This window comes from Methanosarcina barkeri str. Wiesmoor (genome assembly GCF_000969985.1).
Classification (GTDB): Archaea; Halobacteriota; Methanosarcinia; order Methanosarcinales; family Methanosarcinaceae; genus Methanosarcina; species Methanosarcina barkeri_B.
Window position 1 is genome coordinate 2600672 of the sequence record NZ_CP009526.1, and the last position, 24289, is coordinate 2624960.

Annotated in this window: 18 protein-coding genes and 1 pseudogene; 6 read left to right on the forward strand and 13 right to left on the reverse strand. The window is 38.2% G+C overall.

Going from position 1 to position 24289, the window contains the following annotated elements; genetic code table 11:
- Window positions 1–175: 175 nt before the first annotated feature.
- The 4 genes and pseudogenes from MSBRW_RS10805 to MSBRW_RS10820 all read right to left on the reverse strand — a co-directional run bounded on the left by MSBRW_RS10805 (window position 176) and on the right by MSBRW_RS10820 (window position 4037).
- Window positions 176–532, reverse strand: coding sequence for a hypothetical protein (locus MSBRW_RS10805; protein WP_011307646.1), 357 nt, complete (start codon window positions 530–532; stop codon window positions 176–178).
- A 282-nt stretch (window positions 533–814) separates the two neighbouring features.
- Window positions 815–1957, reverse strand: coding sequence for a TIGR04083 family peptide-modifying radical SAM enzyme (locus tag MSBRW_RS10810; protein ID WP_011307645.1), 1143 nt, complete (start codon window positions 1955–1957; stop codon window positions 815–817).
- A 506-nt stretch (window positions 1958–2463) separates the two neighbouring features.
- Window positions 2464–2871, reverse strand: coding sequence for an inorganic diphosphatase (locus tag MSBRW_RS10815; RefSeq protein WP_011307644.1), 408 nt, complete (start codon window positions 2869–2871; stop codon window positions 2464–2466).
- 231 nt (window positions 2872–3102) lie between these two features.
- Window positions 3103–4037, reverse strand: a pseudogene (locus MSBRW_RS10820) (IS1634 family transposase).
- Between the two features lie 155 nt (window positions 4038–4192).
- Between MSBRW_RS10820 and MSBRW_RS10825 the strand changes: the two are divergent.
- Entirely contained in the window at window positions 4193–5221 is a 1029-nt protein-coding gene (locus MSBRW_RS10825; protein WP_048136542.1) for a class I SAM-dependent methyltransferase, read from the forward strand.
- Window positions 5222–5270: 49 nt separating this feature from the next.
- Here the strand turns inward: MSBRW_RS10825 and MSBRW_RS10830 are convergent, their stop codons facing one another.
- From MSBRW_RS10830 to tnpA, 3 genes are all read right to left on the reverse strand, one after another.
- Window positions 5271–6881: an IS1634-like element ISMba11 family transposase gene (locus tag MSBRW_RS10830; protein ID WP_011307876.1), complete on the reverse strand. Its 1611-nt coding sequence runs from the start codon at window positions 6879–6881 to the stop codon at window positions 5271–5273.
- Between the two features lie 276 nt (window positions 6882–7157).
- Entirely contained in the window at window positions 7158–8588 is a 1431-nt protein-coding gene (locus MSBRW_RS10840) for a dihydrolipoyl dehydrogenase (RefSeq protein WP_011307641.1), read from the reverse strand.
- Between the two features lie 155 nt (window positions 8589–8743).
- Window positions 8744–9091: an IS200/IS605 family transposase gene (gene tnpA / locus MSBRW_RS10845; protein ID WP_230670118.1), complete on the reverse strand. Its 348-nt coding sequence runs from the start codon at window positions 9089–9091 to the stop codon at window positions 8744–8746.
- 93 nt (window positions 9092–9184) lie between these two features.
- Between tnpA and tnpB the strand changes: the two genes are divergently transcribed.
- A complete protein-coding gene (gene tnpB / locus MSBRW_RS10850) occupies window positions 9185–10297 on the forward strand; it encodes an IS200/IS605 family element RNA-guided endonuclease TnpB (RefSeq protein ID WP_011307639.1) in 1113 nt (370 codons plus the stop codon).
- Window positions 10298–10485: 188 nt separating this feature from the next.
- Here tnpB and MSBRW_RS24275 read toward each other — a convergent pair whose 3' ends face one another.
- Both MSBRW_RS24275 and MSBRW_RS10855 read right to left on the reverse strand, forming a co-directional pair.
- Complete coding sequence (locus MSBRW_RS24275; RefSeq protein WP_394298287.1) at window positions 10486–10599, reverse strand: PKD domain-containing protein; 114 nt, start codon at window positions 10597–10599, stop codon at window positions 10486–10488.
- 197 nt (window positions 10600–10796) lie between these two features.
- Window positions 10797–13130, reverse strand: a complete 2334-nt coding sequence (locus tag MSBRW_RS10855) for a PKD domain-containing protein (RefSeq protein WP_155398204.1) — start codon at window positions 13128–13130, stop codon at window positions 10797–10799.
- Between the two features lie 1114 nt (window positions 13131–14244).
- Between MSBRW_RS10855 and MSBRW_RS10860 the strand changes: the two genes are divergently transcribed.
- Together MSBRW_RS10860 and MSBRW_RS22255 are read left to right on the forward strand one after the other, a co-directional pair.
- Window positions 14245–16647: a PocR ligand-binding domain-containing protein gene (locus tag MSBRW_RS10860; RefSeq protein ID WP_011307636.1), complete on the forward strand. Its 2403-nt coding sequence runs from the start codon at window positions 14245–14247 to the stop codon at window positions 16645–16647.
- Between the two features lie 190 nt (window positions 16648–16837).
- A complete protein-coding gene (locus MSBRW_RS22255; RefSeq protein ID WP_155398206.1) occupies window positions 16838–16993 on the forward strand; it encodes a hypothetical protein in 156 nt (51 codons plus the stop codon).
- On the opposite strand, the gene MSBRW_RS22260 is transcribed toward MSBRW_RS22255, so the two are convergent.
- The 4 genes from MSBRW_RS22260 to MSBRW_RS10875 all read right to left on the reverse strand — a co-directional run bounded on the left by MSBRW_RS22260 (window position 16990) and on the right by MSBRW_RS10875 (window position 21349).
- Entirely contained in the window at window positions 16990–17184 is a 195-nt protein-coding gene (locus MSBRW_RS22260; protein WP_155398208.1) for a hypothetical protein, read from the reverse strand. The two genes, MSBRW_RS22255 and MSBRW_RS22260, sit on opposite strands and share 4 nt — an antisense overlap.
- Window positions 17185–17204: 20 nt before the next feature.
- Window positions 17205–19052: an ABC transporter ATP-binding protein gene (locus tag MSBRW_RS10865; protein ID WP_011307635.1), complete on the reverse strand. Its 1848-nt coding sequence runs from the start codon at window positions 19050–19052 to the stop codon at window positions 17205–17207.
- Window positions 19039–20778 (reverse strand): ABC transporter ATP-binding protein, encoded by a 1740-nt coding sequence (locus tag MSBRW_RS10870; RefSeq protein ID WP_011307634.1) that lies wholly within the window; start codon window positions 20776–20778, stop codon window positions 19039–19041. The genes MSBRW_RS10865 and MSBRW_RS10870 overlap by 14 nt, the downstream gene beginning before the upstream one ends.
- Window positions 20779–20863: 85 nt before the next feature.
- Window positions 20864–21349, reverse strand: a complete 486-nt coding sequence (locus MSBRW_RS10875; RefSeq protein WP_011307633.1) for a MarR family winged helix-turn-helix transcriptional regulator — start codon at window positions 21347–21349, stop codon at window positions 20864–20866.
- Between the two features lie 399 nt (window positions 21350–21748).
- Between MSBRW_RS10875 and MSBRW_RS10880 the strand changes: the two genes are divergently transcribed.
- Both MSBRW_RS10880 and ygiD read left to right on the forward strand, forming a co-directional pair.
- Window positions 21749–22933, forward strand: a complete 1185-nt coding sequence (locus tag MSBRW_RS10880; RefSeq protein WP_011307632.1) for an NAD(P)/FAD-dependent oxidoreductase — start codon at window positions 21749–21751, stop codon at window positions 22931–22933.
- Between the two features lie 206 nt (window positions 22934–23139).
- The gene (gene ygiD / locus MSBRW_RS10885) at window positions 23140–23913 is read left to right on the forward strand and encodes a 4,5-DOPA-extradiol-dioxygenase (RefSeq protein ID WP_011307631.1); all 774 of its coding nucleotides are present in this window, start codon (window positions 23140–23142) and stop codon (window positions 23911–23913) included.
- The last annotated feature ends 376 nt before the right edge of the window (window positions 23914–24289 follow it).

Sequence of the window (24289 nt, forward strand, 5' to 3'; positions counted from 1 at the left end):
TTATAAGTTTTTTAAACAGAAAATGTCCGTTAGGTTCATAGTCCCACTCAATCTAAAATTTAGAAAAACTGTAAAAGGAAGCTTACGCTCAAGGTTTCTAGTTCTTAAATTCAAAAATAAATTCCTTATTTATCATTGGAAAAACTCAAATGCGTAGGTCCTATAAGTTAATTGGTTATATGTAATATTCAACATAGAAACGGTAAGCAACCTGAATTTCTTCCAGCTCCCTGGGTTCCAGTTTAAAATCAGGCTGGTCGGTTTTGTAAACTTTTTCTCCGAAGTTTTTGAAGGTGACTTCGCATTTTATATTGTCGGGAAGTTGAGCCTCAAAGCTGCCGCATTTATTACGGATTTCCAGCGCAAGTGTTTCTATTTCTGTGGGGCTGAAGACTTTTTTCTTTTCAGGAATGTAATTTACCTCAACTATCAATTCTTCTTTGCTCGTTAAGTCTGCCCAGAAACCGGAAAGTTCGGTTCCTTCTATTTTGTAGTCCTGAAGTTCAAAACTTCTTGTGATTGTATTCTTCATTTTGCCCTCTTCCATATGCTTAGTTTAGAAAGTGGATATATATAAACTATTTTAAAAACAAGGCAGATTCTTTAAAGGCTTCTTTAGAAGTTTCTTTGTAATATAACAATTCTTTATTTCGTATCCTCTTCATATTGAATGGAAATCCCTCAATTCCCACTCAATATGAAGAGAATACACGTTTTTCATCAATAACACCGCTAAAATCCTTCTTATTTCCAAAAATGAAATTACTTCACAAATTTATACAAATTCATAAATTTCATACATTTTGAGCTTTATTCAGAGTTTCTTAAGCATAAGGGACATTATTCCTGATTTTGAAGGCTTCATTGTCTGGGGCATAAACATATTATCCATACCTGAACCCCCGAACATTTCCTCATTGACACGCTTGTTTATTTCATCAAAAATCATCTTGTAGGCGGTGCAGTGCGGATCTACACCCTTTATCTCGCCATCGGTGGGCACTATTGCATTGTACGGGCATCCGCCTCTGCAATATTTGATATGGGCGCATTTGCTGCATGCAGTATCCACATATTCTTTATACTGGTGCATCTGCTTCCAGGCTTCGGATTTAGCAAGGTCTGCCATTGTCGGGCGGTCATAAACATTGCCCATAACATATTCAGGCATCCCAACAAAGCGATAGCAGGGATATATGTTTCCTTCAGGGCCGACTGCAAAGGTATCTCCCATGCAGTCAACGTAGGTGCAGACTGTTCCCCTGCCTGTGAATACGCATTTGCACAGCTGATCAATGTTCATAACGTCAATCCGGCCCAGGTTTTCCAGATATTTGTCCAGGAGATAGATTAATAATTCTCCGTACTCCACAGGAGCAAGAGTCCATTTATCAGGATTGTCACCTTTTAAAGAAGGCAGGCAGGGGTGGAGTTTGAGAGTCAATCCTTTCTCAAGATAAAAATTGAAAATTTCTTCCTTTTGTTTTACGGAATGAGAAGTGAAAGTGGTAATGAACCTCACATTAAGCCCATGTTCCCTGGCAATTTCATAGCCTTTCATGGTTTTATCGTAGTATCCTTTTCCCCTCTGCAGGTCATTAAGTTCCTTTGGGCCATCCAGGCTGGAGCCTATCGGAACCCCGTATTCCGCAAAAATTTCGGCCATCTCATGGGTCATTTTCCAGAGGTTCGTCTGTATCGCAAACGCGATTTTCCTCGGGCTCAAGCCCTCAACCAGAAGAGGCAATGCTTCCCGATAAAATTCCGCTCCTGCCAGGAGTGGTTCTCCGCCGTGGAAAGTGAAAGTTACGGCATCTCCTCTAAAAGTTTTAAGCCACTCAACCACTTCTTTTATAGTTTCAATGCTCATTATCGGAGACTTTTCTTCGGAACTCCAGCAGTAGCTGCAGTTAGCAGGACAACCAAGGGTAGGGATTAGCATCACATGAAAAGGCATTTTAAAGCACCTTTTTTTTAAGCTTCTTTAAATTATTAGTATTTTTCTAAAAGTTTTCATGAGATGATTAATGTCCAACAACTCCATAATATTTTTGAATATTTACATTACATAACTTTTTAATACTTTACATCCTGGAGATTTTTTTCGGTACTTTCTTTTACAAATCAGAAGGTTATACTGAGTTTCATCAGTTTTATATATTGAATTCTTTTGATGTGTAAATTCAAAAACATATTATGGAAAAAGAATATCAGCTAAGTTAAGAATTGCCAGAGGAAGAAGGCAGCTTGAAAGGCGCCAGTCCATAGAAACAAATGGCGCAGGTGCAAATTTTGTTATACTATAAGGGAGCTCAAAGCGGATTGAAAATGCGAGTTTAAAATAAGGGTGAGTCCAAAAATAAAGGTTGAAGTATAAAAATAAACAGGTGAAAAAGAAACAGATAACTTAAAAGTAGAGGCTTAAATATATAGAACTAAAGCAAAAGCCTGGACCTGATAAACTCAGCGTACCTTCCGGAATTCGATTCCTTCAAACCTGCACGTTGCAATTCTTCTTTCGCGGAAAGCATAGAGAAAGACTTTAAAAAGAGCATAAAGCCTGAAGTAATAAGCAAGCAGGACAGGAGAGCAAAATCCGCTGATGTATACGATTTTCTTATCGTCCCTTATTGAATCGTCCAGGAATTTTACTATCCCGTCAAAAGCGTCCCTATTAAGTGTACTTCCTCTCGGCATGTGTGATCCCAATACTACCACGTCTTCTTCCATACCGTCAGCGCTTTTCGTTCCCTCTACAAAACCATAATTAAAAATTGTGAGCAGGGGGGAAAAGAAAGCCTTTTCATAGCCTTTTTCGGTTCTGTTATATTTCCAGAAACTGTATTTTGGAGTCTCTATAACAATTTTCATGGGAAGGAGTCCTACTTTACTATTCACAGGATAGCCGTTTAAAGTTTCTTCCGGGTTTTATCTTTTTCCATACTTTCTCAGCCGTTTCCTAAAACAAAAAGCATATATTAAAATGATTCTTAAAATCTGGAACTAAAATTTGAAATTAAAATTTGGAACTAAAATTTGAAATTAAAATTTGGAACTAAAATTTGGAACTAAAATCTGAAACCTACTTTCCACAGTATTTTTTCACATATAATATTTTTCGTGTTTTTCTCCCATCAATCTCAGCACTTTAATTGTTTCTTCATTCTGATTTAATACCTTCTTTATCTCCTTTCCCTCAATTTTGATATCTAACTCTGTTATTCTCCTAAACTGAAAGAATACCCATATTTCATTGTCGGAGTCTGTGTTTTCTTCTTAATTTGGCTTCTGATAGCTTCTTTTGCTTCTTCCAATCTTGTTCTCAGTTTCCACTCAGCTATTGAATACAATAACAAACATAGAACCATTACCATTGCAAGTGCTTCTATTCTGGACTTTTTTTTCAGGTACACCTCAGATACTCTGAAACTCTTATCTTTAAGGAACCTGAACCCTCTTTTATCGGAACTGTTACCATCCAATGCTCTCACGAACAGAGGAATTCCTTTCTGGTCAGTAACCATAGAAATGGAAAAACGAAGTAAGTCTACTCTCTTGTCTTTAGGATGACCATGTGTAATGTTGATAGTTTGGCCGTTATCATCGTTCTCATAGTCACCATAAACACTGAAATTTGTAGTGTCTGTATGGCAAGTACGGGAGTTAATTGGAACGTGTTTCATAGCTTGCAGAATTATATGATTGAAGATTTCGGTTGCTCCATATTCCTGGATTTTGTCCAGAGTTCTGCCAAAAACGTCATCATTAAGAGATTCTGGGAGAACACCTTCTCCCAGTAACCTTTCAGTGGGCAAGTTTTCAAAGAAAGCAGGAAATAGGTAAAGACAACGTTCAGTAAATCCTAAATCGTTAATGCACATTGCCTTAAGAACAGTAGAATGATAAATGTTATGGCCACTTTTCTGAGGAAGAAGAGTGTCAATCAAATCTGAAATTTCAAGTTCGTCAAATACGCCAGCAATAAGACCATAATGACCAAGATGAGTTGTGGATTCAGAGCTGGGAGAGAGAGTCATCAAGGGGAAATTGGATGAGATTTTATAAAAAGTAAGTACATGATCTGAAAAATATCAAACCAAGAAAATTTACTGCGGAAAGTGCATGAAACTAAAATTTGGAATTAAAAAATCTTAAAGTGAAAGTTTACAATCTGATAAGCAGAGGATTCTTAATGAGTTTTCGAAATAGAGTAAGTTTGCGAGATGCAATGAGAGGGATAGTTGAAGAACCCCTGCTTCCTATGGTTCCGAAACGTTTTGATTATATCGGGAACGTGGCCGTAATCTCAATTCCTCCAGAGCTTGCGGCTTATAAAGAAGCTATTGCCTCAAAGCTATTTTCTATGCGAGGCAATACGCGGGCTGTGCTTAATAAAGTAAGCAAACTCGGAGGAGAGCACAGAGTTGCAGATTTTGAGCTTCTGCTTGGGGAAACCACTGAGACCATTCATAGGGAAAACGGCTATGCCTATAAGCTGGATGTCAAAAAAGTCTTTTTTAATCCCCGCCTGTACTCTGAGAGAATGCGGGTAACCTCAAAAATTAAGTCGGGAGAAAATATCATAATTCCTTTTGCTGGAGTGGGCCCTTTTGTACTTCCTGCTGCAGGAAAAGGGGCAAAGGTTTATGCTATCGAAATAAATCCCGATGCCTATGCTTGCCTTCGGGAAAATATCAGGATTAACAGGCTTGAAGGACAAGTAACCGTAATCCAGGATGACTTTGAGAATCTTTTCCTGAATGGGGAGATTTTCCAGATACTTGATTCAAAAACCTATAAAGAATCTCAAAATGGCGACAGTGATGAGAATTGCGAAAAAGTCGGAACTGGTGAAAAATTTAGAATTAGCAAAAAAATTGAAAATGGTGAAAAAGCTGGAAATAATGCTTTTTCTAGCCTGTCCGCCTACCCAGGTCCTGGCGAAGGAAAGAATAAAGAACTTCAGGTTCCAGGCAGCGGATTTGATAGAGCCATAGTGCCTACACCATATGGCATGGACCATTTTCTTGGCGAAATCTCAAAACTTGTCAGGAAGGAAGGATATATTCACTTCTACACTTTCAAAGCCGAATCTCAGATTCCTGGGCTGATTAATGAATACAAAAAAATGGGACTTGAAGTGGAACTCTACAGGCGGGCTGGAGACGTTGCTCCAGGCATCAGCAGGTGGGTTTTTGATCTTGTTAAAAAAGAAATGTGAAAGAAAAAAGTGTAGAGACTTGAGTTATCCTACTTTCCGCAGTATTTTTTCACATATAATATTTTTCGTATTTTTCTCCCATCAATCTCAGCACTTTAATTGTTTCTTCATCCAGATTTAATACCTTCTTTATCCTCTTTCCCTCAATTTCGATCTCTAACTCTGTTATTCTCCTGAACTGAAAGAATACCCATTTCATTGTTGGAGTCTGTGTTTTCTTCTTTACTTGGTTTCTAATAGCTTCTTTTGTTTCCTCCAATCTTGTTCTCAGTTTCCATTCAGCTATTGAATACAATAACAAACACAGAACCATTACCATTGCAAGTGCTTCTATTCTGGACTCTTTTTTCAGGTACACCTCAGACACTCTGAAACTCTTATCTTTAAGGAACCTGAACCCTCTTTCAACTGTTCCCTGTTCTTTATAGTACTTTAGGAGTTGATCTGGAGTCAACTCCAGATCATTGGTTGCAAGAATGAACCTTCCTAACTTTGCTCTTTTTTCCTGTACTTTCTCCTGGTCGTGTTTTATCTCTGCTTCTATCAGGTAAAAAGTCTGTACATCTTCACCTTTCCTTGGTCTTCCTTTCTTGTTTTCAAGTCTGTGTGACTTAGTTTTTATTTCAAGTTTCTGGAATTCATACAGTTCATTCTCTTTCAACCATTGTTCAGCAGCCATTCTTGCGTCTGCTTCACAAGCAAACTCATGATTAGAAAGCTTTTTAAGAGACTTTTCTGCTGCTTCAAGCTCTTTGAGAATCTTTTCATCAAATTTCTTCTCTTCCTTCTTTTTCATTTCCTCTGAACAGAATACAACCCATAACTGTTCTACTCCACCATAACAGGATTTTACAGCAGAACAAGAATAACGTTCATCAGAGCATGTTTCCAGAATTAAGTCTGTCATCAATAATTCCTTTGATTCATTGATGGTTGCAGGTACTCTCGAGATGAAAAAAGCGTTAGTTCCTATCTCTTTGACATTATCTTCAGTATAAAATGCACTGTCTGCAATATGGTAGACTCTCTGATCAAGATTCAGGTTCTGTGTTACTTCCTTTATGGTTTTGATGAGAACTTTCTTATCGGAACTGTTACCATCTAACGCTCTCACAAACAGAGGAATTCCTTTCTGATCAGTAACCATAGAAATAGAAAAACGAAGTAAATCGACTCTCTTATCTTTAGGATGACCATAAGTAATGTTGATAGTTTTGCCGTTATCATCGTTTTTATAGTCACCATAAACACTGAAATTTGTAGTATCTGAATGACAAAAACGAGGATTAATAGGAACGTGTTTCATAGCTTGCAGAATTATATGATTGAAGATTTCGGTTGCTCCATATTCCTGGATTTTGTCCAGAGTTCTGCCAAAAACGTCATCATTAAGGTGTTCTGGGAGAACACCTTCTCCCAGTAACCTTTCAGTGGGCAAGTTTTCAAAGAAAGCAGGAAATAGGTAAAGACGACGTTCAGTAAATCCTAAACCGTTAATGCACATTGCCTTAAGAACAGTAGAATGAGAAATGTTATGGCCACTTTTCTTAGGAAGAAGAGTGTCAATCAAATCTGAAATTTCAAGTTCGTCAAATACGCCAGCAATAAGACCATAATGACCAAGATGAGTTGTGGATTCAGAGCTGGGAGAGAGAGTCATCAAGGGGAAATTGGATGAGATTTTATAAAAAGTAAGTACATGATTTGAAAAATATCAAATCCAGAAAATTTACTGCGGAAAGTGCGGTTATTAAACAAGTAGAGATTTTGAGTCCTCATTGGGTAGATATTTTCAGTTCTCATTGGGTAGATATTTTTAGTTCTCATTGGGTAGATATTTTCAGTTCTCATTGGGTAGATATTTTCAGTTCTCATTGGGTAGATATTTTCAGTTCTCATTGGATAGATACATTCAGTCCCCATAGGGCAGATATTTTCAGTCCTCAAGCCCGATATGTTTAAGAAAATGATGATAATGTTCAGGTGGCAATCGAGAATAAAAGGCTCTGGTTACAACCTCACTAAGAGACGGGTGAATATCCATACCCCGCATTATTGGTTCAGGACTTCTTGACTCTGTATACATGAGAGGAATTATCTGATGGATCAGGACTGAAGCATGCGGGCCTATTATGTGAGCCCCCAGAATCTTTTCTTCCTCCGAATCCAGAATCACTTTTACGAAATAATCTCTGATTTCCATAGCCGATCCTTTTGCAGTATCTTCAAAGAATTTGAGGCCTATGAGGATTCTTTCCTCTCCATACTTTTCTACGGCTTCCTGCTCTCTCATGCCTACTCCGGCAATTTCAGGATATGAAAATACTGCATGGGGTACAGCATGATAGTCTGCCTTTGCTTTTTCTTTCAGGATCGCATTAAGGTAAACTATTCCAGACTCATAGTTTGCTACGTGCTTTAGCAGGTATTTTCCGTTTGCGTCCCCAAATGCCCAGATATTAGGCTGTGAGGTCTCAAGAAACTCGTTCACCAGAATCCAGCCATGAGTATCGGTTTTGATCCCTGCTCTATCAGGGTGGAGAATATCGGTATTCGGAGCTCTTCCTGTTGCCACAAGGACCTCGTCTACAGTGACTTTTACCTCCTTTCCAGAATTTTTATTCCTTGCAACAACCGTTTTCTGCCCGTTGTCTTCTTTTCGAACCTCTATAGCTTCGTGGTTTGTAATGATCTGCATGTACTCCGACATCTTCATACTGGCAAGTCTGGAGATCTCGGGTTCCTCCTGAGGAAGAAACTGGGAATTTCTTCCTATAACTGTGACCCGGGAGCCTATAGCTGAAAAAAAGTTCCCGTATTCGGCTGCAATGTAACTCCCTCCTAAGATGGCGAGCTTTTTTGGGCATTCCGTGAGCTTAAGCACCGTATCACTTGTAAGGTATCCTGCTTCTTCGAGGCCTTTAATGGTAGGAATTGCAGGTTTTGAGCCGGTACAGAGAAAGATCATTTTGGAGTGGAGGGTTTTTTCACCTACTTTCAGGGTGTAAGGTGAGATAAACTCTGCACTTTCGTGATAGTAATCAAGATACGGGTCATCGGTCAAACTCTTCCTTATTGCCTCTATGTCTTCTCCGCTTTTCCTGCGCATCCTTTCCATAATGGCAAGGAAATCGATGTCCTTTATTTCAAGCTTAATTCCGAAAATGGATGCAGTTTCAATTTCCCTGATGAGTTCGGCAGGATAAAGCAGGATTTTTGAAGGAATACACCCTCTAGTAAGACAGATCCCGCCTGGTTCATCTTTGTCAATAACGGCAACTCTCATTTTCAGGTTTGAATCAAGAATAGGATTTATGTAGTTCATTGCAGAACCTGTACCTATTATAATAAGGTCGTAGTTTTCCACGCTTTTCCCTCATCAATAAGATTATAGCACCCAGCTTTACCGACTATAATATACAATTTACTTCTGGTTATATTTATGGATCAGAGTTTTGAATAATTTATATGAATAAGCGTAAAACCCCTAAGTCTTTAGCTTAGGGGATATAAGCGTCAACTTCAACCCTGATTTCGTATATAATATTCTACCGCCTCTTTACTAACATTTCCGATTGTAGACGCAAAATATCCATCACTCCATAACGTATTTTCACCCCAATAATACTTTTCCAGATATTCTTTTTGTGTTTTCCATAACCCGTTCGTAGATTCTTGTTTCAATTTTCTGACAATAGATAAAACACTAACTTTTGGTTCACTCTTAATCACTAAATGAATATGGTCTTTGTCAGTTTCCATTTCAAGGATTTCAAAGTTAGACTTTTTTGAAATGTCAATCATAATCTGTTTGAGTTCTTCGCTAATTGATTCAAGTATGACTTTTCGGTATTTGCAAACGAAAATAATGTGTTACATTAACAAAAATTTGCTATGATTCCGTGTTTCATACTTCATATTTAACAAAAAATATATATATTGTTAAACAATATAATACTTTGTATGATGAAAGCGTTCAAATTTAGGCTCTATCCTACAGCTACACAAGCTGTTCAATTAAATCAGCATATAGGTAGCTGTAGGTTTGTCTACAATTGGGCACTTGATCAGAAAATTAAAACTTATGAACAGACAGGAAAATCAATTTCCAGATTTGACTTAAACAAAAAGCTTCCTGTCTTGAAAGCTTCTAATGAATGGTTAGGAGAAGTCAATTCTCAATCATTGCAGGGAATGACTAAGCAGGTTGAGTCTGCCTTCACTCGATTTTTCCGAGAGAAAAACGGCTTTCCTAAGTTCAAATCTAAGAAAAACCCAATTCAATCTTTTCCTGTACCTCAACACTACTCCGTAAACTTTGAAAAAAACACTGTCAAGCTCCCTAAAATAGAACCAATTAAAGCAGTTTTTCACAGGAAGTTTGAGGGCGAGCTTAAAACAGCTACTGTTTCAAGGACATGTCAAGGACATTACTACATTAGTATCCTTGTTGAAGATGGAAAAGAACTTCCTACAAAACAGAAGTATTCAGAATCTACTACAGTGGGTCTAGATGTCGGGATTAAGGATTTTGCTATACTTTCCACAGGAGAAAAGATTGAGAATCCTAACTACCTGAAAAACTCTTTGAACAGGTTAAAGGTTCTTCAAAAAAGAGTATCAAGGAAACAGAACGGTTCTAAGAACAGGGTAAAAGCCAAACATAGGCTTGCTGTACTACATGACAAAATAACTAATCAGAGGAATGACTTCCAGAACAAACTCTCTTTTAAACTCATAAGCGAAAACCAAGCAATAGCTCTGGAAACTCTGAATGTTAAAGGAATGGTCAAGAATCATCATTTGGCACAGGCTATAAGTGATTCCGCATGGAGCAGTTTTGTAACAAAACTAGAGTATAAAGCTGAATGGTACGGAAAAACCATCCTGAGAATTGGGCAATTTGAACCATCTTCTAAAGTATGTCATGTTTGTGGATATCATAATTCATATTTGACATTAAAAGATAGAGAATGGACTTGCCCAGACTGTAAAACAAAACATGATAGAGATATAAATGCCGCTATCAATATCAAGAAATTTGCTCTCATAGATCAAAATCGAATTGGATTATAACACCTGCGGAACGCGGGGAAGAGCTTGGGGACTTGCCCTCAATAGAGGGAGGAATGAACCAAGAAGACACTCAGTCTTTAGCTGAGTGGTAGTTCACTTCTGCTTACTCACGTATCAAAACTTTGTCAGTTCGCATTTACACCTGAAGAAATGAAGTGAACTACTCCTCCCTGAACCCCTTTCACGGCTCAGGTTCGAGGGGGATACTTATGTGTTGGATTCTGCTGAATTGAAGTTTTTCCATCTCCAAAATTCCATTTCCATTTAGTACCTGCAACGAAATAACCTATGCAACTTATTATTTATTATAACTTTGATTGGCAACCTTGATAGTGAAAATCAAAACGTCCAATTGAAAATCTGCATAGTTCGTTCTGAGACGGGACCTTAGTTGGTGACCCTTTACTTTTGTCAGCAAATTTAATGTTTAATGGTACTTTTCCTGAGGTTGGAGATGCAGAAAATGCAGCAACTGGCGTTTGGGAAGCTCTGGACACTTTTATATAACATTTATATACTTTGATTTGGTTTTTGTACTACTTCCTGCTGCATTTGTTACCGCAAGTTTAACAGTATATTTTCCGGCTTTAGAATACTTATGAGTTGGATTTTGGGCAGTTGACGATTTTCCGTCTCCAAAATTCCATTTCCATTTAGTGGGGTTTCCTGTACTTTTGTCAGTAAATTTAACTTTTAATGGCGTTTTTCCTGATTTTGGAGATGCATAAAATGAAGCAACAGGTTTTGCTGTCACTATGATATACTTTGATTTTGTTACTGTGTTACTACCTGCAGCATTAGTCGCCATAAGTTTAACAGTATATTTTCCGGCTTTAGAATACTTATGAGTTGGATTTTGGGCAGTTGACGATTTTCCGTCTCCAAAATTCCATTTCCATTTAGTGGGGTTTCCTGTACTTTTGTCAGTAAATTTAACCTTTAATGGCGTTTTTCCTGATTTTGGAGATGCATAAAATGAAGCAACAGGTTTTGCTGTCACTATGATATACTTTGATTTTGTTACTGTGTTACTACCTGCAGCATTTGTTACTGTAAGTTTAACAGTATATTTTCCAGCTTTAGAATACTTATGAATTGGATTCTGGGCAGTTGACGATTTTCCGTCTCCAAAATTCCATTTCCATTTAATGAGTTTTCCTGTACTTTTGTCAGTAAATTTAACCTTTAATGGCGTTTTTCCTGATTTTGGAGATGCATAAAATGAAGCAACAGGAACGCTGGGTTTTTGGTTTTTGGATATCTTATTTCCGGTAATTTTAGCGTTTTGAACATTTTTTACTATGATTCCATAAGAAAGAGTCGGTGGATACACATTTATTAAGATGTTGTTTTGTATCTTCACAATGTTACTTTTGAACGAATTTCCATCTATATGTATTCCATTCAGTTTTATGTCTGTAAACCTATTGTTAGAGATATTTAAGTTTACTCCGTTAATTCTAAACTTCTGATACACTCCTTTATGCGAAAGATTGCTAAAGCTGTTTCCACTTATTATTATATTCCTGAAACTCTCCTTACCTGGAAAATAAATTCCATATATCCCATCGTTTTGAACATTATTTTTAATTATGAGCTTGTTATTGATTCCACTTTTTCCTCCCAGATACATAATACCTGACATACCATTAAATTTATTATTTTCGTAAATGTGTACTCCATCATTAATGCTACCGCGTCTGGATATCCCTCCATATCCACCGAAAATTTTATTGTTAGAAAATGTCGAATATTGTGTGCCATCTGAAAAAGTGAAAAAGCCTGGTTGCGGGTATATTTTGTTTTTAGTTACGACATAGTTAATAGTAACAGGATGAGAATCAACAACACTAGAACCGGCGATGTTTCCCCCTATCAGAGTGTTATCAGTGATAAAAACGTCACGATTTAAAGATTTGCGTTCAGCTGTATTACCTGTTATAGCATGCCTGCAATTTTCTATGTGATTATGGTCAATATTGACAAAAGCCGAACCGCTAGCCACATTAACACCATATCCACTCCCGGGAAGAAGTGAATTGTAAATCCCATTATTATTGATATTCACATTAAAACAGGAATACAGGCAAATAGCACCGAATCCAATATCTTTGAACCAGGAATCAGTGATAGAACTGTCCTTGCAATATTGCATAGCCAGTCCATGATGAGACGTCGTTGCACCTCTGCCCTGTACTCTTATATTCTGTATATGCATTTGAATAGGTCTGTATACTTCGACCTTTACAGTCTCGGATAATTTGTAGTCTCTAAGGAGTGGTTGATTTAAAGTGACAACATTTCCATTCACATTTTTAACAGCGTAAATTTCCCCTGTCATTTGATCAGAATAATCAAGAGGACACCACTTGACATTTTTCCAGATTTTTATCAGGTCGTTCTTGCGAACCCCGTAAGCATCAGTTAAAACCACTTGAGATGAGCCCTTATTGAAATTAGTGTTCAATTTTTTGTTTGTGATCAATGATCCACGGAATAAAATCCCGTAAATTTCTTTTTCCGGATTTTTGATGTGAAGAGTTACTTTTCCTTCGCCTATTATTTTCAGATTTTTACCATTTTGATATATTATTTTTGTAATATAGTAGTCCCCTTCATGGATAGTAATTGTATCCCCACTTTTTGATTTATCCAGTGCCGCCTGAATGCAGGCGGCATCGTTTGCATAATTAGATGTATGAAAAATACCTGATTCAGCTGATCCAGTTTGTTTGTCAATTACGATATTTGCCGCCAAAGCTGCAGGGCTGCTTAAAGTAATATAAAAAAAAGAAAGGGCAAACACTGTCACAAAAAATCTCAAGCTTTTCATAAAAGATCACGTGCAAACCTGTTCAACTTAGAGACTATCCAAAGCGGTTGTGATCACTAACTTTCACAGTTGGCATATTCAAAAAAAGATGGTCACTCAATTTTAGAGACCTATTATAATTTTACAATACGCCATTGTTGACTTTTCGGAGGGCTCTATATACTTTTATTATATATTTATAAGAAGTTTACATTTTTCTCGATTTAACTGTCTTATTATTTTTTCACTGATATAACCTTTTTCATATTATTCATAAAGTACGAAGTGCTCTCAGTTACTTGTGTTTAAAAGAAATAGTCTAATGTAAAAAACTAAAATATTTTAAAAATAAGAAAACTTTGTGAGGAAATAGGAAAACTGGAATAGTACTTGAAATCAAAGAACAGTAGCTTCACGGACATTAGTGCGAGAGGCGCGATTCAAACTACTGTTACTGTTTGCCATTAACAAGTAAAGTTTAATAAAAAGTGTTTTCCCTCAGGTAAAAGAACAGAAAATACAGGAATACTGCTGAAACTACAGAAACTGGAAAAACTGGGAATATTGCAAGGCAGGAAAAAGAAATACCTACCTCACGCCGAGAATTAATAAATCACGAAGTATATAAGTGACAGCACTCCAATTCTGACAAAAGTTCTTTATCTAAAGGCTTCTATTTAGTTATAGAACATTCCCTGTCTTTTTACTTTCAAACTTAGCTATTATTTTATCAGTCATAAGTTCTTTAGTAATGTCAATGGCATATTTTATGAGTTTAAATTATTATATTAAAGCCATAATATATCTCAGCAACGTAAAATATCAGTGATAAATTCTTTAATAATGTCAATGGCATATTTTATGAATTTAAATTATTATATTAAAGCCATAATATATCTCAGCAAGGTAAAAGAAAGAAGGTTTAATTAGATAATAATTCGATGTGAGTCGGCACTTTAACAGACTACCTGGCACTTTAACAGACACTTTAATGTTAACAAATAAAGTGAGTGCAAATGATGCTTCATTACATAATAAGTAAAATTGTATTAATATGAAAATTAAGATACTGATTTATTCCATTATCATTAAAATTAGGCATTTTGTTGCGTAAAAGAGGGAGACCAGGGGAATAATGACAGCTAAAATGGTGCAGTCTCAAGCAATAAACCCGAATCCTGTGATCAGTGTGGCAAAGGATGGTACAGTTCTTTACTCTAATGAGGGAGGAAAGCCTTTATTGCATGAGTGGGGCGTGAGAGTTAGAGAAAAATTGCCTCAACATATCAAAATTTTTGTTCAAAAGGCAATTTTCCAGAAATGTATTGAAAAAATAAAAATTAAAGTGGGGAAAAGAGTATATTTTCTCGTTTTTCATCCCTTGCCTGAACAAGAATGCGTAAACATTTATGGATTTGATATAAGTGAGAGTAAAAAGCTTGAAGGAAAACTCCAGGAAAGTGAAGCTCTAAAGATGACAAATCTGGAACTTGCCAGTATTATTGATGTGCAGGCTGTCCAGTCCCTGATGGAGGATTTCTATAAGCTTGTTAGCATTCCAATAGCCCTGGTTGATCTCAAAGGCAATGTTCTATCAAGTGTTGGATGGCAGGACATCTGCACGAGATTTCACAGGATTCATCCCGAAGCCTGCAAACACTGCATGGAAAACTACATAACGCTATCCTCAGGTGTTCTCCCGAGAGAATTTAAGCTGAATAAATGCAAAAACAATATGTGGGATATAGCGACTCCCATTATTGTGGATGACCAGCATGTTGGCTATGTCTTTTCAGGGCAGTTCTTTTTTGAGGGTGAGCCTGTAGACTATGAATTATTCCGAGCCCAGGCCAGAAAATATGGCTTCAATGAGCAGGAGTACATAGCCGCTCTTGAGAAAGTTCCAATGTTGAACCCTGCAGCTGTGAACACATGCATGTCTTTTCTTACAGCATTTGCCAATATGGTTTCACAGCTAGGCTACAGCAATACCAGGCTGTCTCAATCACTGGCGGAGCGTGATGCTGTGGTTGATGCATTGCAAGAGAGTGAGAAGCGGCTGCGTCTCCTGAGCAACAACCTGCCAGACAGCGCGGTATATCAGTATGTCCTTGAGCCCGATGACAATACCAATTTTGTATACTTCAGCACAGGTGTCGAGCGGCTGTTCGGCATCAGCATATCCGACGCGCTTCGTGATCCAGAAATGCTGTACAGGCAAATTCCACAGACGTACTTAGAACGTCTCGTCGAAGCCGAGATACGAAGTGCCCGTGAATTGTCAGATTTTGATATGGAATTACCTCTGCAGCTTTCCGACGACCAGGTTAAATGGATACGGTTGCACTCCCGTCCTCGCAGGCTGCCCGATGGCCGAATAATCTGGGACGGCGTACTGACTGACATTACCAAGCTAAAGCAGGCTGAGGAGGTGCTGTGCGAGAGTGAATCACGCCGTAAGGTTACCGAAGCTGTCGATACTGAACGGAAGCGGTTTTTTGATGTACTGGAGGCGCTGCCGGTAATGGTTGCTCTATTAACACCTGACCATTACATTGCCTTCGCAAACCGCTGTTTCCGTGAGCAGTTTGGCGAGTTAGGCGATCAACACTGTTTTGAGTATTGTTTTGGGTGTACCGAACCCTGTGAGTTTTGTAAAGCATATAAGGTACTTGAAACCGGCCAACCCTATCATTGGCAGGTTACCTTACCAGACGGTGGTATGTTTGATGCTTATGACCTTCCGTTTACAGACGTTGATGGTTCTCCCCTGATCCTTGAGATGGATATTGACATCACCAAACGAAAGGAAGCTGAAGAAGCTCTTGCAAATATTGAGACTGCTCGGAAGAAGGAAATCCATCATAGAATAAAGAATAACCTTCAGGTAATTTCCTCTCTGCTTGATCTTCAGGCTGAACAGTTTAGAAATAGAGAGGATATTAAGGATTCAGAAGTTCTGGAAGCCTTCAGAGAAAGTCAGGATAGAGTAATATCTATGGCTTTGATACACGAGGAACTATATAGAGGCGGCGGATTCGAAACACTAAACTTTTCCCCGTACATTCAGGAACTTGCTGAAAATCTTTTATTAACATACAGGCTTGGAATCACTGATGTCAGCTTAAGTATGGATATGGAAGAGAACCTTTTATTTGATATGGATATTGCAGTGCCATTAGGAATAATTGTCAATGAACTTGTTTCCAATTCCCTCAAGCATGCATTTCCTGACAGAGCGAAAGGAGAAATCCGAATTAAACTCAGCCGGGAGGAAAACAAAGAGTATATAAAAAACATAAACGAAGGTCGGAAGAGCACTAACTTCATTCTAACCGTTTTAGATGACGGTATAGGCATTCCTGAAAATCTTGAAATTAAAGAGCTTGATAGTCTGGGATTTCAGCTTATAACTTCTCTTGTAGACCAATTAGATGGGGAGTTCGAATTGAAAAGGAACAATGGCACAGAATTCATTATGAGATTTAGAGTGATGGAAAGAAATAATCTGGTTCAAGCTGGTCTAAAATCACAATAAACTATATGAATAATTAGTGCGAGAGATGCTATTCGAACGCACGAATTCCTAAGAAACTGGATTCTGAACATGGTCCCATTGAGCATCACTAAGCTTTTCGAAATGTATACTATTCTCCTATAGTCCCCTATATATATAAAATCAAATTGTATATTATTTTGAAAGAGGCTTAACAATTATAATCAGAGCCGTGGCGCGAATATATCCCATTGCTTGCAGTGGAGTGCACCAGCGCAACTTTGATTTCACAAACCTGGCAACAAGCTTTGAACAGATGGATGTGGAACACGTTGCCGAGTTGCTACGTCCGAAAGATGTCCCTGAAATCATCGAGTTCTTTTTTTAGTGTCTGTGTGTGGCTGGAATAGCGTTTCCGGGTCTTGCAAAAGCTGAAAGAAATATTTTGCTCTGACCAACTACACCAACCCCGAATACTGCCAATCCCGAATACTGCCAACCCCGAATACTGTGACCGGCTTCATGGCAACACGGGTAAAACTTGCAAGGAAACTCGACGGCAGAGCAAAAGATTGCCATTGTTGAGCCGTCCTACCAACTTATATTGCCATGCCTTTTTTGAACTGACTTTTGTAAAGGTTGGCATAGAAACCGCCCGAAACAAGCAGTTCGCTATGCGTACCTGTTTCTACTACTCGACCGCCGTCTAAAACGATGATTTTATCTGCGTTTTTGATGGTGGAAAGGCGGTGTGCGATAACAAAACTCGTTTTTCCGTGCATTAGTTTGAGCAGAGCACTCTGAATAATCAGCTCTGTCCGTGTATCGATTGAAGAAGTCGCTTCATCAAGTATCAACACAGAAGATTGTGCGATCATCGCTCTCGCAATACTAAGCAATTGCCGCTGTCCCTGTGAAAGGTTGCCGCCATTGTCAGAAAGAATTGTATCATAACCCTGTGGCAGTTGCATAATAAAGTCATGGGCATGTGCCAGCTTTGCTGCCTGTTCAACTTCTTCATCCGTTGCTGTCAGCCTGCCATAGCGGATATTCTCGCGTATGGTGTCCGAGAAAAGAAAAGTATCCTGGAGTACCATTGAAATGGACTGCCGCAGACTCTTTCGAGTAATGGCATTTATATTCTTTCCATCAATATAGATTGCTCCGTCATCAATGCCATAAAACTTGGTGAGCAGATTGATAATGGTTGTTTTCCCAGCACCCGTAGGGCCCACGATGGCAATTGTCTGACCTTTTTTCGCAGAAATTGTTGCCTCTTTAAGTACAGGCTTACCAGGTATGTATGAAAAATTAACAGATTCAATTTTCACGTTGCCTTCAATGTTTTGAATGTCTCTGGCATTATCGGCATCTTTTTCTTTTTCCTCGTCCATTACCTCAAACACTCGCTCTGCGCCTGCAAGGGCTGACTGGATAGTGCTGAAAAGGTTGAGAATATTGTTGATTGGCTGGGTAAAATTGCGCATATAGAGCAGGAAAGAAAATATTACGCCAACAGTGATTCCCGCAAATCCCTTTATGATTAAAACGCCACCGCAGACCGTGATAATCAAATAGGTCAGATTATTGATAGTGTTATTCACAGGTCCCATGACGCTGCTTATTGCCTGTGCTTTCATAGAACTGGAAACAAGCTTTTCATTGATTTCTTTGAAGTGACCCTCCACCTCCTTTTCTCGGGAAAAGACCTTAATAACTTTTTGGCCGGAGACCATTTCCTCGATATATCCGTTAAGCCGTCCAAGCTCATATTGCTGTTCCTTAAAAAACTTCTGAGACTTTACTGCAAGGACTTTTGACGTAAAGAACATCAGAGGCGTTGTCAGCAGCCCGATCAGCGTAAGCAGCGGGCTGAGCAGCAGCATCGCTATCAACATACCGACCACGCTGATGACGCCGGAAAAAAGCTGCACGACACTCTGTGAAAGTGTAAGGTTGATGTTGTCAACATCGTTTGTCAGGCGGCTCATGAGGTCCCCGCTTGAGTGGGTATCAAAATACTTGAGGGGCAGCTTTTGCAGGCTGCTGAAAAGATCGTTCCGGATACTAGCCGAAGTTTTCTGAGCAACACGGATCATCAGGGAATTCTGCATGTAAGTAGAAAAAACCGCAACAAGGTAAATAAGAATCATGATAATACAGATGCGAGCAAGTCCGGCAATATCCTTTTTAGAGATGAACTCGTCGACTGCGTACCCGTTTAGTTGAATGCCGATAATGGTGATCACTGTTGTAACAAGAGCACAGAAAAAAATGATGAGCAATGTGCGCCACCATTTGCCAAGGTACATAATAATGCGTATGAATGTTCCCTTAACGTCCTTGATTTCCGTTTTTTCCCTTTGAAGAAAAGCGCTTGGTCCTCCTGCCGGGCGGCCTGTAATATTATGAGGCATATTATGAGGCATCACGTTATTCTGTGGCATTCAAGAGCACCTCCTTGCCAAGCTGTGAAACGGCTATATTGCGATATACTTCGTTGCTTTGCAGTAATTCTTTATGGGTGCCTTTCGCGATAACGCTGCCATGGTCAAGCATCAATATTGTGTCCGCGTCCATAACGCCGGATATACGCTGCGCAATGACGATTACCGTGTTTTCTTTCATCTTTTTTGCAATTTCAAACTGCAGGCGTGCCTCGGTAGAAAGGTCAACTGCGCTTGTGGAGTCATCAAAAATCAAAATTTTTGGCTTTTTCAGAAGAGTTCTTGCTATGGAAAGGCGCTGTTTTTGTCCACCTGAAAAGTTTTTGCCTCTTTGTTCAACTTGACTTTGTAATTTGTAAGGGAGGGCCTGAATAAAATCTTCTGCCTGAGCAGCTTGAAGGCCATCCCATATTTTCGCTTCGTCTGCTTCTTCATTACCAAAATTCATATTTTCTTTAACTGTTCCGTGGAAAAGAATATTTTCCTGCAGCACGACCCCAATACTACTGCGCAGGTGCTGTACTGGCATATCCTTAACATCACAACCTCCGATCAGGACCTGCCCGCAGGTTGCCTCATACAGCCGAGGAATCAGGCTTACAACTGAGCTCTTTCCTGAGCCGGTAGCTCCGATAATGCCTACTGTCTGCCCTTCCTTAAATAGGAACGACAAGTCTTTCAGAACATATTCTCCGCTTTCACCGTATCTAAAACTGACATTTTTGAACTCAATGTCATAATTCTTTGGCAATACTGGAGAATTGCACTCCTTAATACTCGCTTCACAGACTAAAACCTCTTTTATACGTCCTGCAGATGCCTGTGCGCGTGAAATGTTTATAATCATGTTGACAAGCATTATAAGAGAGTTTGTTATCTGCACAAGGTAATTGACAAATGCCATTATCTTACCGGTTTCAATATTTTCGGAAACGACCATATTGCCTCCAAACCATAGGATGGCAACCACGCTCAGATTCATAACCAGAGTAGCTATCGGCATCAGTGTAAAGGTCAGGTTCTGTGCCCGTATGCTTTTTTCTGTAAATTTTGTATTCACGTTGCTGAAAAGCGTATTCTGTTTGTCTTCTAAATTAAAGGCTTTTATAACACGTACACCCAGCAGATTTTCACGCATGACGGTATTAACCTTGTCAAGCCAGAACTGCATCTGCGTATAAAGCGGCACCGATCTCATCATCACAAATGCGACGCAAGTGATGAGAATAGGCAAAATGATAAAGAAAACAATTGAAAGACTGGGACTCAGCAAAAAGGACATAAATATGCCGCCGATGCACAACAATGGTGAACGTACCATGCCACGCAGCAACATGAGAAACATATTCTGAATTTGCGTTACATCGTTGGTCAGCCTTGTAATAAGCGACGATGTTTTGAAATGGTCAATTTCCGTATAGGAAAGCGACTGTATTTTATGAAATAACTCTTCTCTCAAACTCCCGGCTAACATCATAGATGCAAACGAGGCGATCACACCGCAGCCTGCGCCGCCAATTAATCCGGCAAACGCACAAAGGACCATTTTGAAGCCTGTCGATAATATATATCCCGAATCTCTGTTTTGAACACCTATATCCACAATATTTGCCATAAGCCTGGGTTGTTGAAGGTCCATGAAGACTTCTATCAACATCAAAAGAGGAGCAAGTAAAGAATAAATCAGAGCCATGCCCTTAAGATTTTTTTTAATAAGTTGAAACATAAATGTATCCTTTCGCTGTTTTGTAATTATTCAAAATGAGAACATCGTCCCGGTTCTCTACAATGGCAGTGATTATTGACAGCATTTATTGACAGCATTCTTCGTCTCTATCTTTCGATTCTTTCGAGTCCAACGTATCAAGACTTTTACACAGCTTTGAGGTAATTGCAAGCATCTTTTCGAGTTCTTCTTCCGAGATTTCTTTGAACACTATGTCTGTAAATTTTTTTATGAATACTTCTTCGGACCTAACAGCGTCTTCAACAATTTCCCTGCCTTTATTTGTCAGGTAGATGTGCATTGTCCTTTGATCTTTTTCATCCCGTTTACGCAAAATCAAGTTAAGTTGCTCAAGCCTTCCGAGCGCCTCCGTCATAGATGAAGGGCGCATATCCATTTGTTCCGCAAGGTCTCGCTGGATAATTCCTTCATTTTTTGAGATTAGCTGCAGCAATTTTGACTGCCCGAAGAATAGACCGCGTTTGTGTTCTGCCCTATGAGAAAAACGGTGCATTTGCCTGCTTAGACGGTTCAACGTATTATACAGCTGTATCACATTTTGATTCTGCATTTGACTACCTTCACACTATTTAAGTATCCTAATATATTTAGGTACCTAAATATCAGTATAGTAATGCCATCTACAGTGTCAACAACAATGTCTGATAATGCCTGGTGCCAAAACAAATTTTCAAAAAAGTAATTACGCTGTTAAAATACTCTAAAATCAAAAAAAGCTTTGGGATGGTGGATAATCGATTTTTAATAACTGCATTATACCCGGAACACTGGTGCGATTTTGATTGAAACTTTATATATCTACAGCTTAAATTATAGAAAATTTTTCTTTCAAATATTTTTGATTTGTTTTTATAATTATTTAATATATAAGCTGCAGAGTAATTTAAGTGGGCCTTTCCAATCTTATTTATCATCCAATAAGAGATAAATAACTCAGCGAGGTCAGAGGATGGAATATGGGAAAAAGATCACTGTAAAAGAAATTTCTTTCTGGTTAGAAACGTCTCCTGGTACAAATTTTCCTAAACTTGACAAAAGGTTGAAAGTTGACGTGGCGATTCTGGGAGGCGGCATTGCAGGTATAACTTCTGCAGCATTGTTGATAGAAGCCGGGTACAAAGTAGCGGTAATAGAAGCAGACCGGATCATAAAAGGAGTAACAGTTAAAACCACGGCTAAGATAAGTGTGGCACCTAATATGATCTACAAGAATCTTGTATCAAAATTAGGTAAGTCAAAAGCTCAGGATTTTGCTAATGCCAATATTAAGGCAGTTGAAAAGATAGCTGATATTGTAAGAAAGTGGAACATTGACTGTGAATTTCAACGCCTTCCTCTTTACATCTACACAGAGTCTGGTGAAAGAATTGATGAGATTAAAGGCGAATTTGAAGCTGCAAAACAGTTAGGACTTCCAGTTTCTTACACCGAAGAAGTGCCTTTACCCTTTGAAACTGGTCCCGCTATCAAATATGAGAATCAGGCCCAATTTCATCCGCGTAAGTATCTTCTGGCTCTTTCAAAACATATAACTGGAAAAGGAAGTTATATCTTTGAGAATACCTCTGTCATCACCGTCAAAGATGGCGAAATCAAAGAAGTAGTAACAGATCAGGGCTCAATAATAGCCGATCAAGTAATAATTGCAACACATACACCAGTATATGATCCCGACCAACTCTACAGGCATTTGCATTCAGCAAGATCCTATGTGTTAGCATTATATGCTAAAGGCAATTTCCCTGAAGGGATGTTTATAGACTTCAATCCTGTTCACACCTATAGGACTACCCTTACAGACAAAGGTAAACTGATCATTGTTGCTGGAGAACACAGTCCGGTAGATGTAGCTGACAAAAATATTTACTATGGTCGGCTTGAAAACTATGCACGCCAACACCTTAATGTTAAGTCTATTGAATACCGCTGGTCCAGTAAAGACTGCACTACTGACGATGGTCTACCTCTTATAGGCATGACATCTCAAAAAGGCATTTATGTAGCAGCTGGATTTGGATTTTGGGGAATGTCAAACGGCACCACTGCTGCCATGGTAATTACTGATCTCATTAATGGTCAAGAAAACAAATTCGTTGATCTATTCAATCCCTTAAGGTTTAAGACTATTGTTTGATTTTTATTTCTCTGGAATTTACTTGGTAAATAACAATTTCTATGGAGTAATCAATTGCGAGAGTGTCAAAACACAAATTTTCAAAAAAATAATAAAACACAAATTTTCAAAAAAATAAATTCGAACTGAAACATTTTACCTTGAGTTTTCACCTCAAATGCTTTAGTCTTTCACAGTTAAGAGATAATTAAACCGGAGTTTAATGTATGGAAAAAATTATGCCTGTATTATTTGTAGGTCATGGTTCACCAATGAATGCCATAGAAGACAATGAGTTTACAAGAAGTTGGGAAAATATTTCCAAAAAAATTCCAAAACCTAAAGCAATACTGGCCATATCTGCACACTATGAAAGAGAAGATACTAGCGTTACTTCAAACGAAATACTCAAAACAATTCACGATTTTTATGGGTTTCCTAAACAATTATATGATAAAAAATATGATTGTTCCGGTTCACAGGAACTTGTTCTTAATATAAAAAATCTAATTGAAGATGTTAATTTCGACTCTAATTGGGGCATTGATCATGGGGTATGGTGTGTACTTTCTAAGATGTATCCAAATGCTGAGATTCCTGTAGTTGAGCTGAGTATAAATCGAAAGCTCAGTATGCAACAGCATTATGAACTGGGAAAAAAACTCTATAAATTAAGAGAAAAAGAAATTCTTATTTTCTGTACTGGCAATGTCGTTCATAATCTTATGGTGGCAGATATATCTGAAAGTCCTTATAAATGGGCAATAAGTTTTGATGAGAAAGTGAAAAAGTTTGTCACAACCAGAGATGATCTGAAACTGGTAAATTACAAGTTAATTGGAGAAGACGCATTGTTATCTGTTAACTCCGCTGAACATTATATTCCTTTAATCTATTCTCTTGGCGCAACAAACAAAAATGAGACTGTCCGCTTTTTTTGTGAAAAGATAGTTTATGCAACTATTTCCATGCGGTGTATATTCTTTGGAAATTTATCATAAAACTCGGCATCTGCTTACTAAATCTTAATTAATTTTAACAACTGATGCATTCCTAGCAATGAAATCAGTTCTGATGAATACATAATCTAAATCTTAAAACTTAGAACCTACATTCCGCAGTATTTTTTCGAAAATCAATATTTTTCCTGATAGCGTTTTTTGGACAGGTGCAAATAATTTGGATTTTTAGTGGTATTTGGTGAAAATTGAATGATATCGTTTTTTGCCTCTAAATCCACCACATAGTTGCTTTTACCTATTACATAAAAGTCCAATAAATCCATGTTTGATTGAAAATCAATAGCAGTAAAAATATGAATTTACGAAAATTTACTGCGGAAAGTGGGTTAGAAACAAAAGAAATACCAAAGTTGAA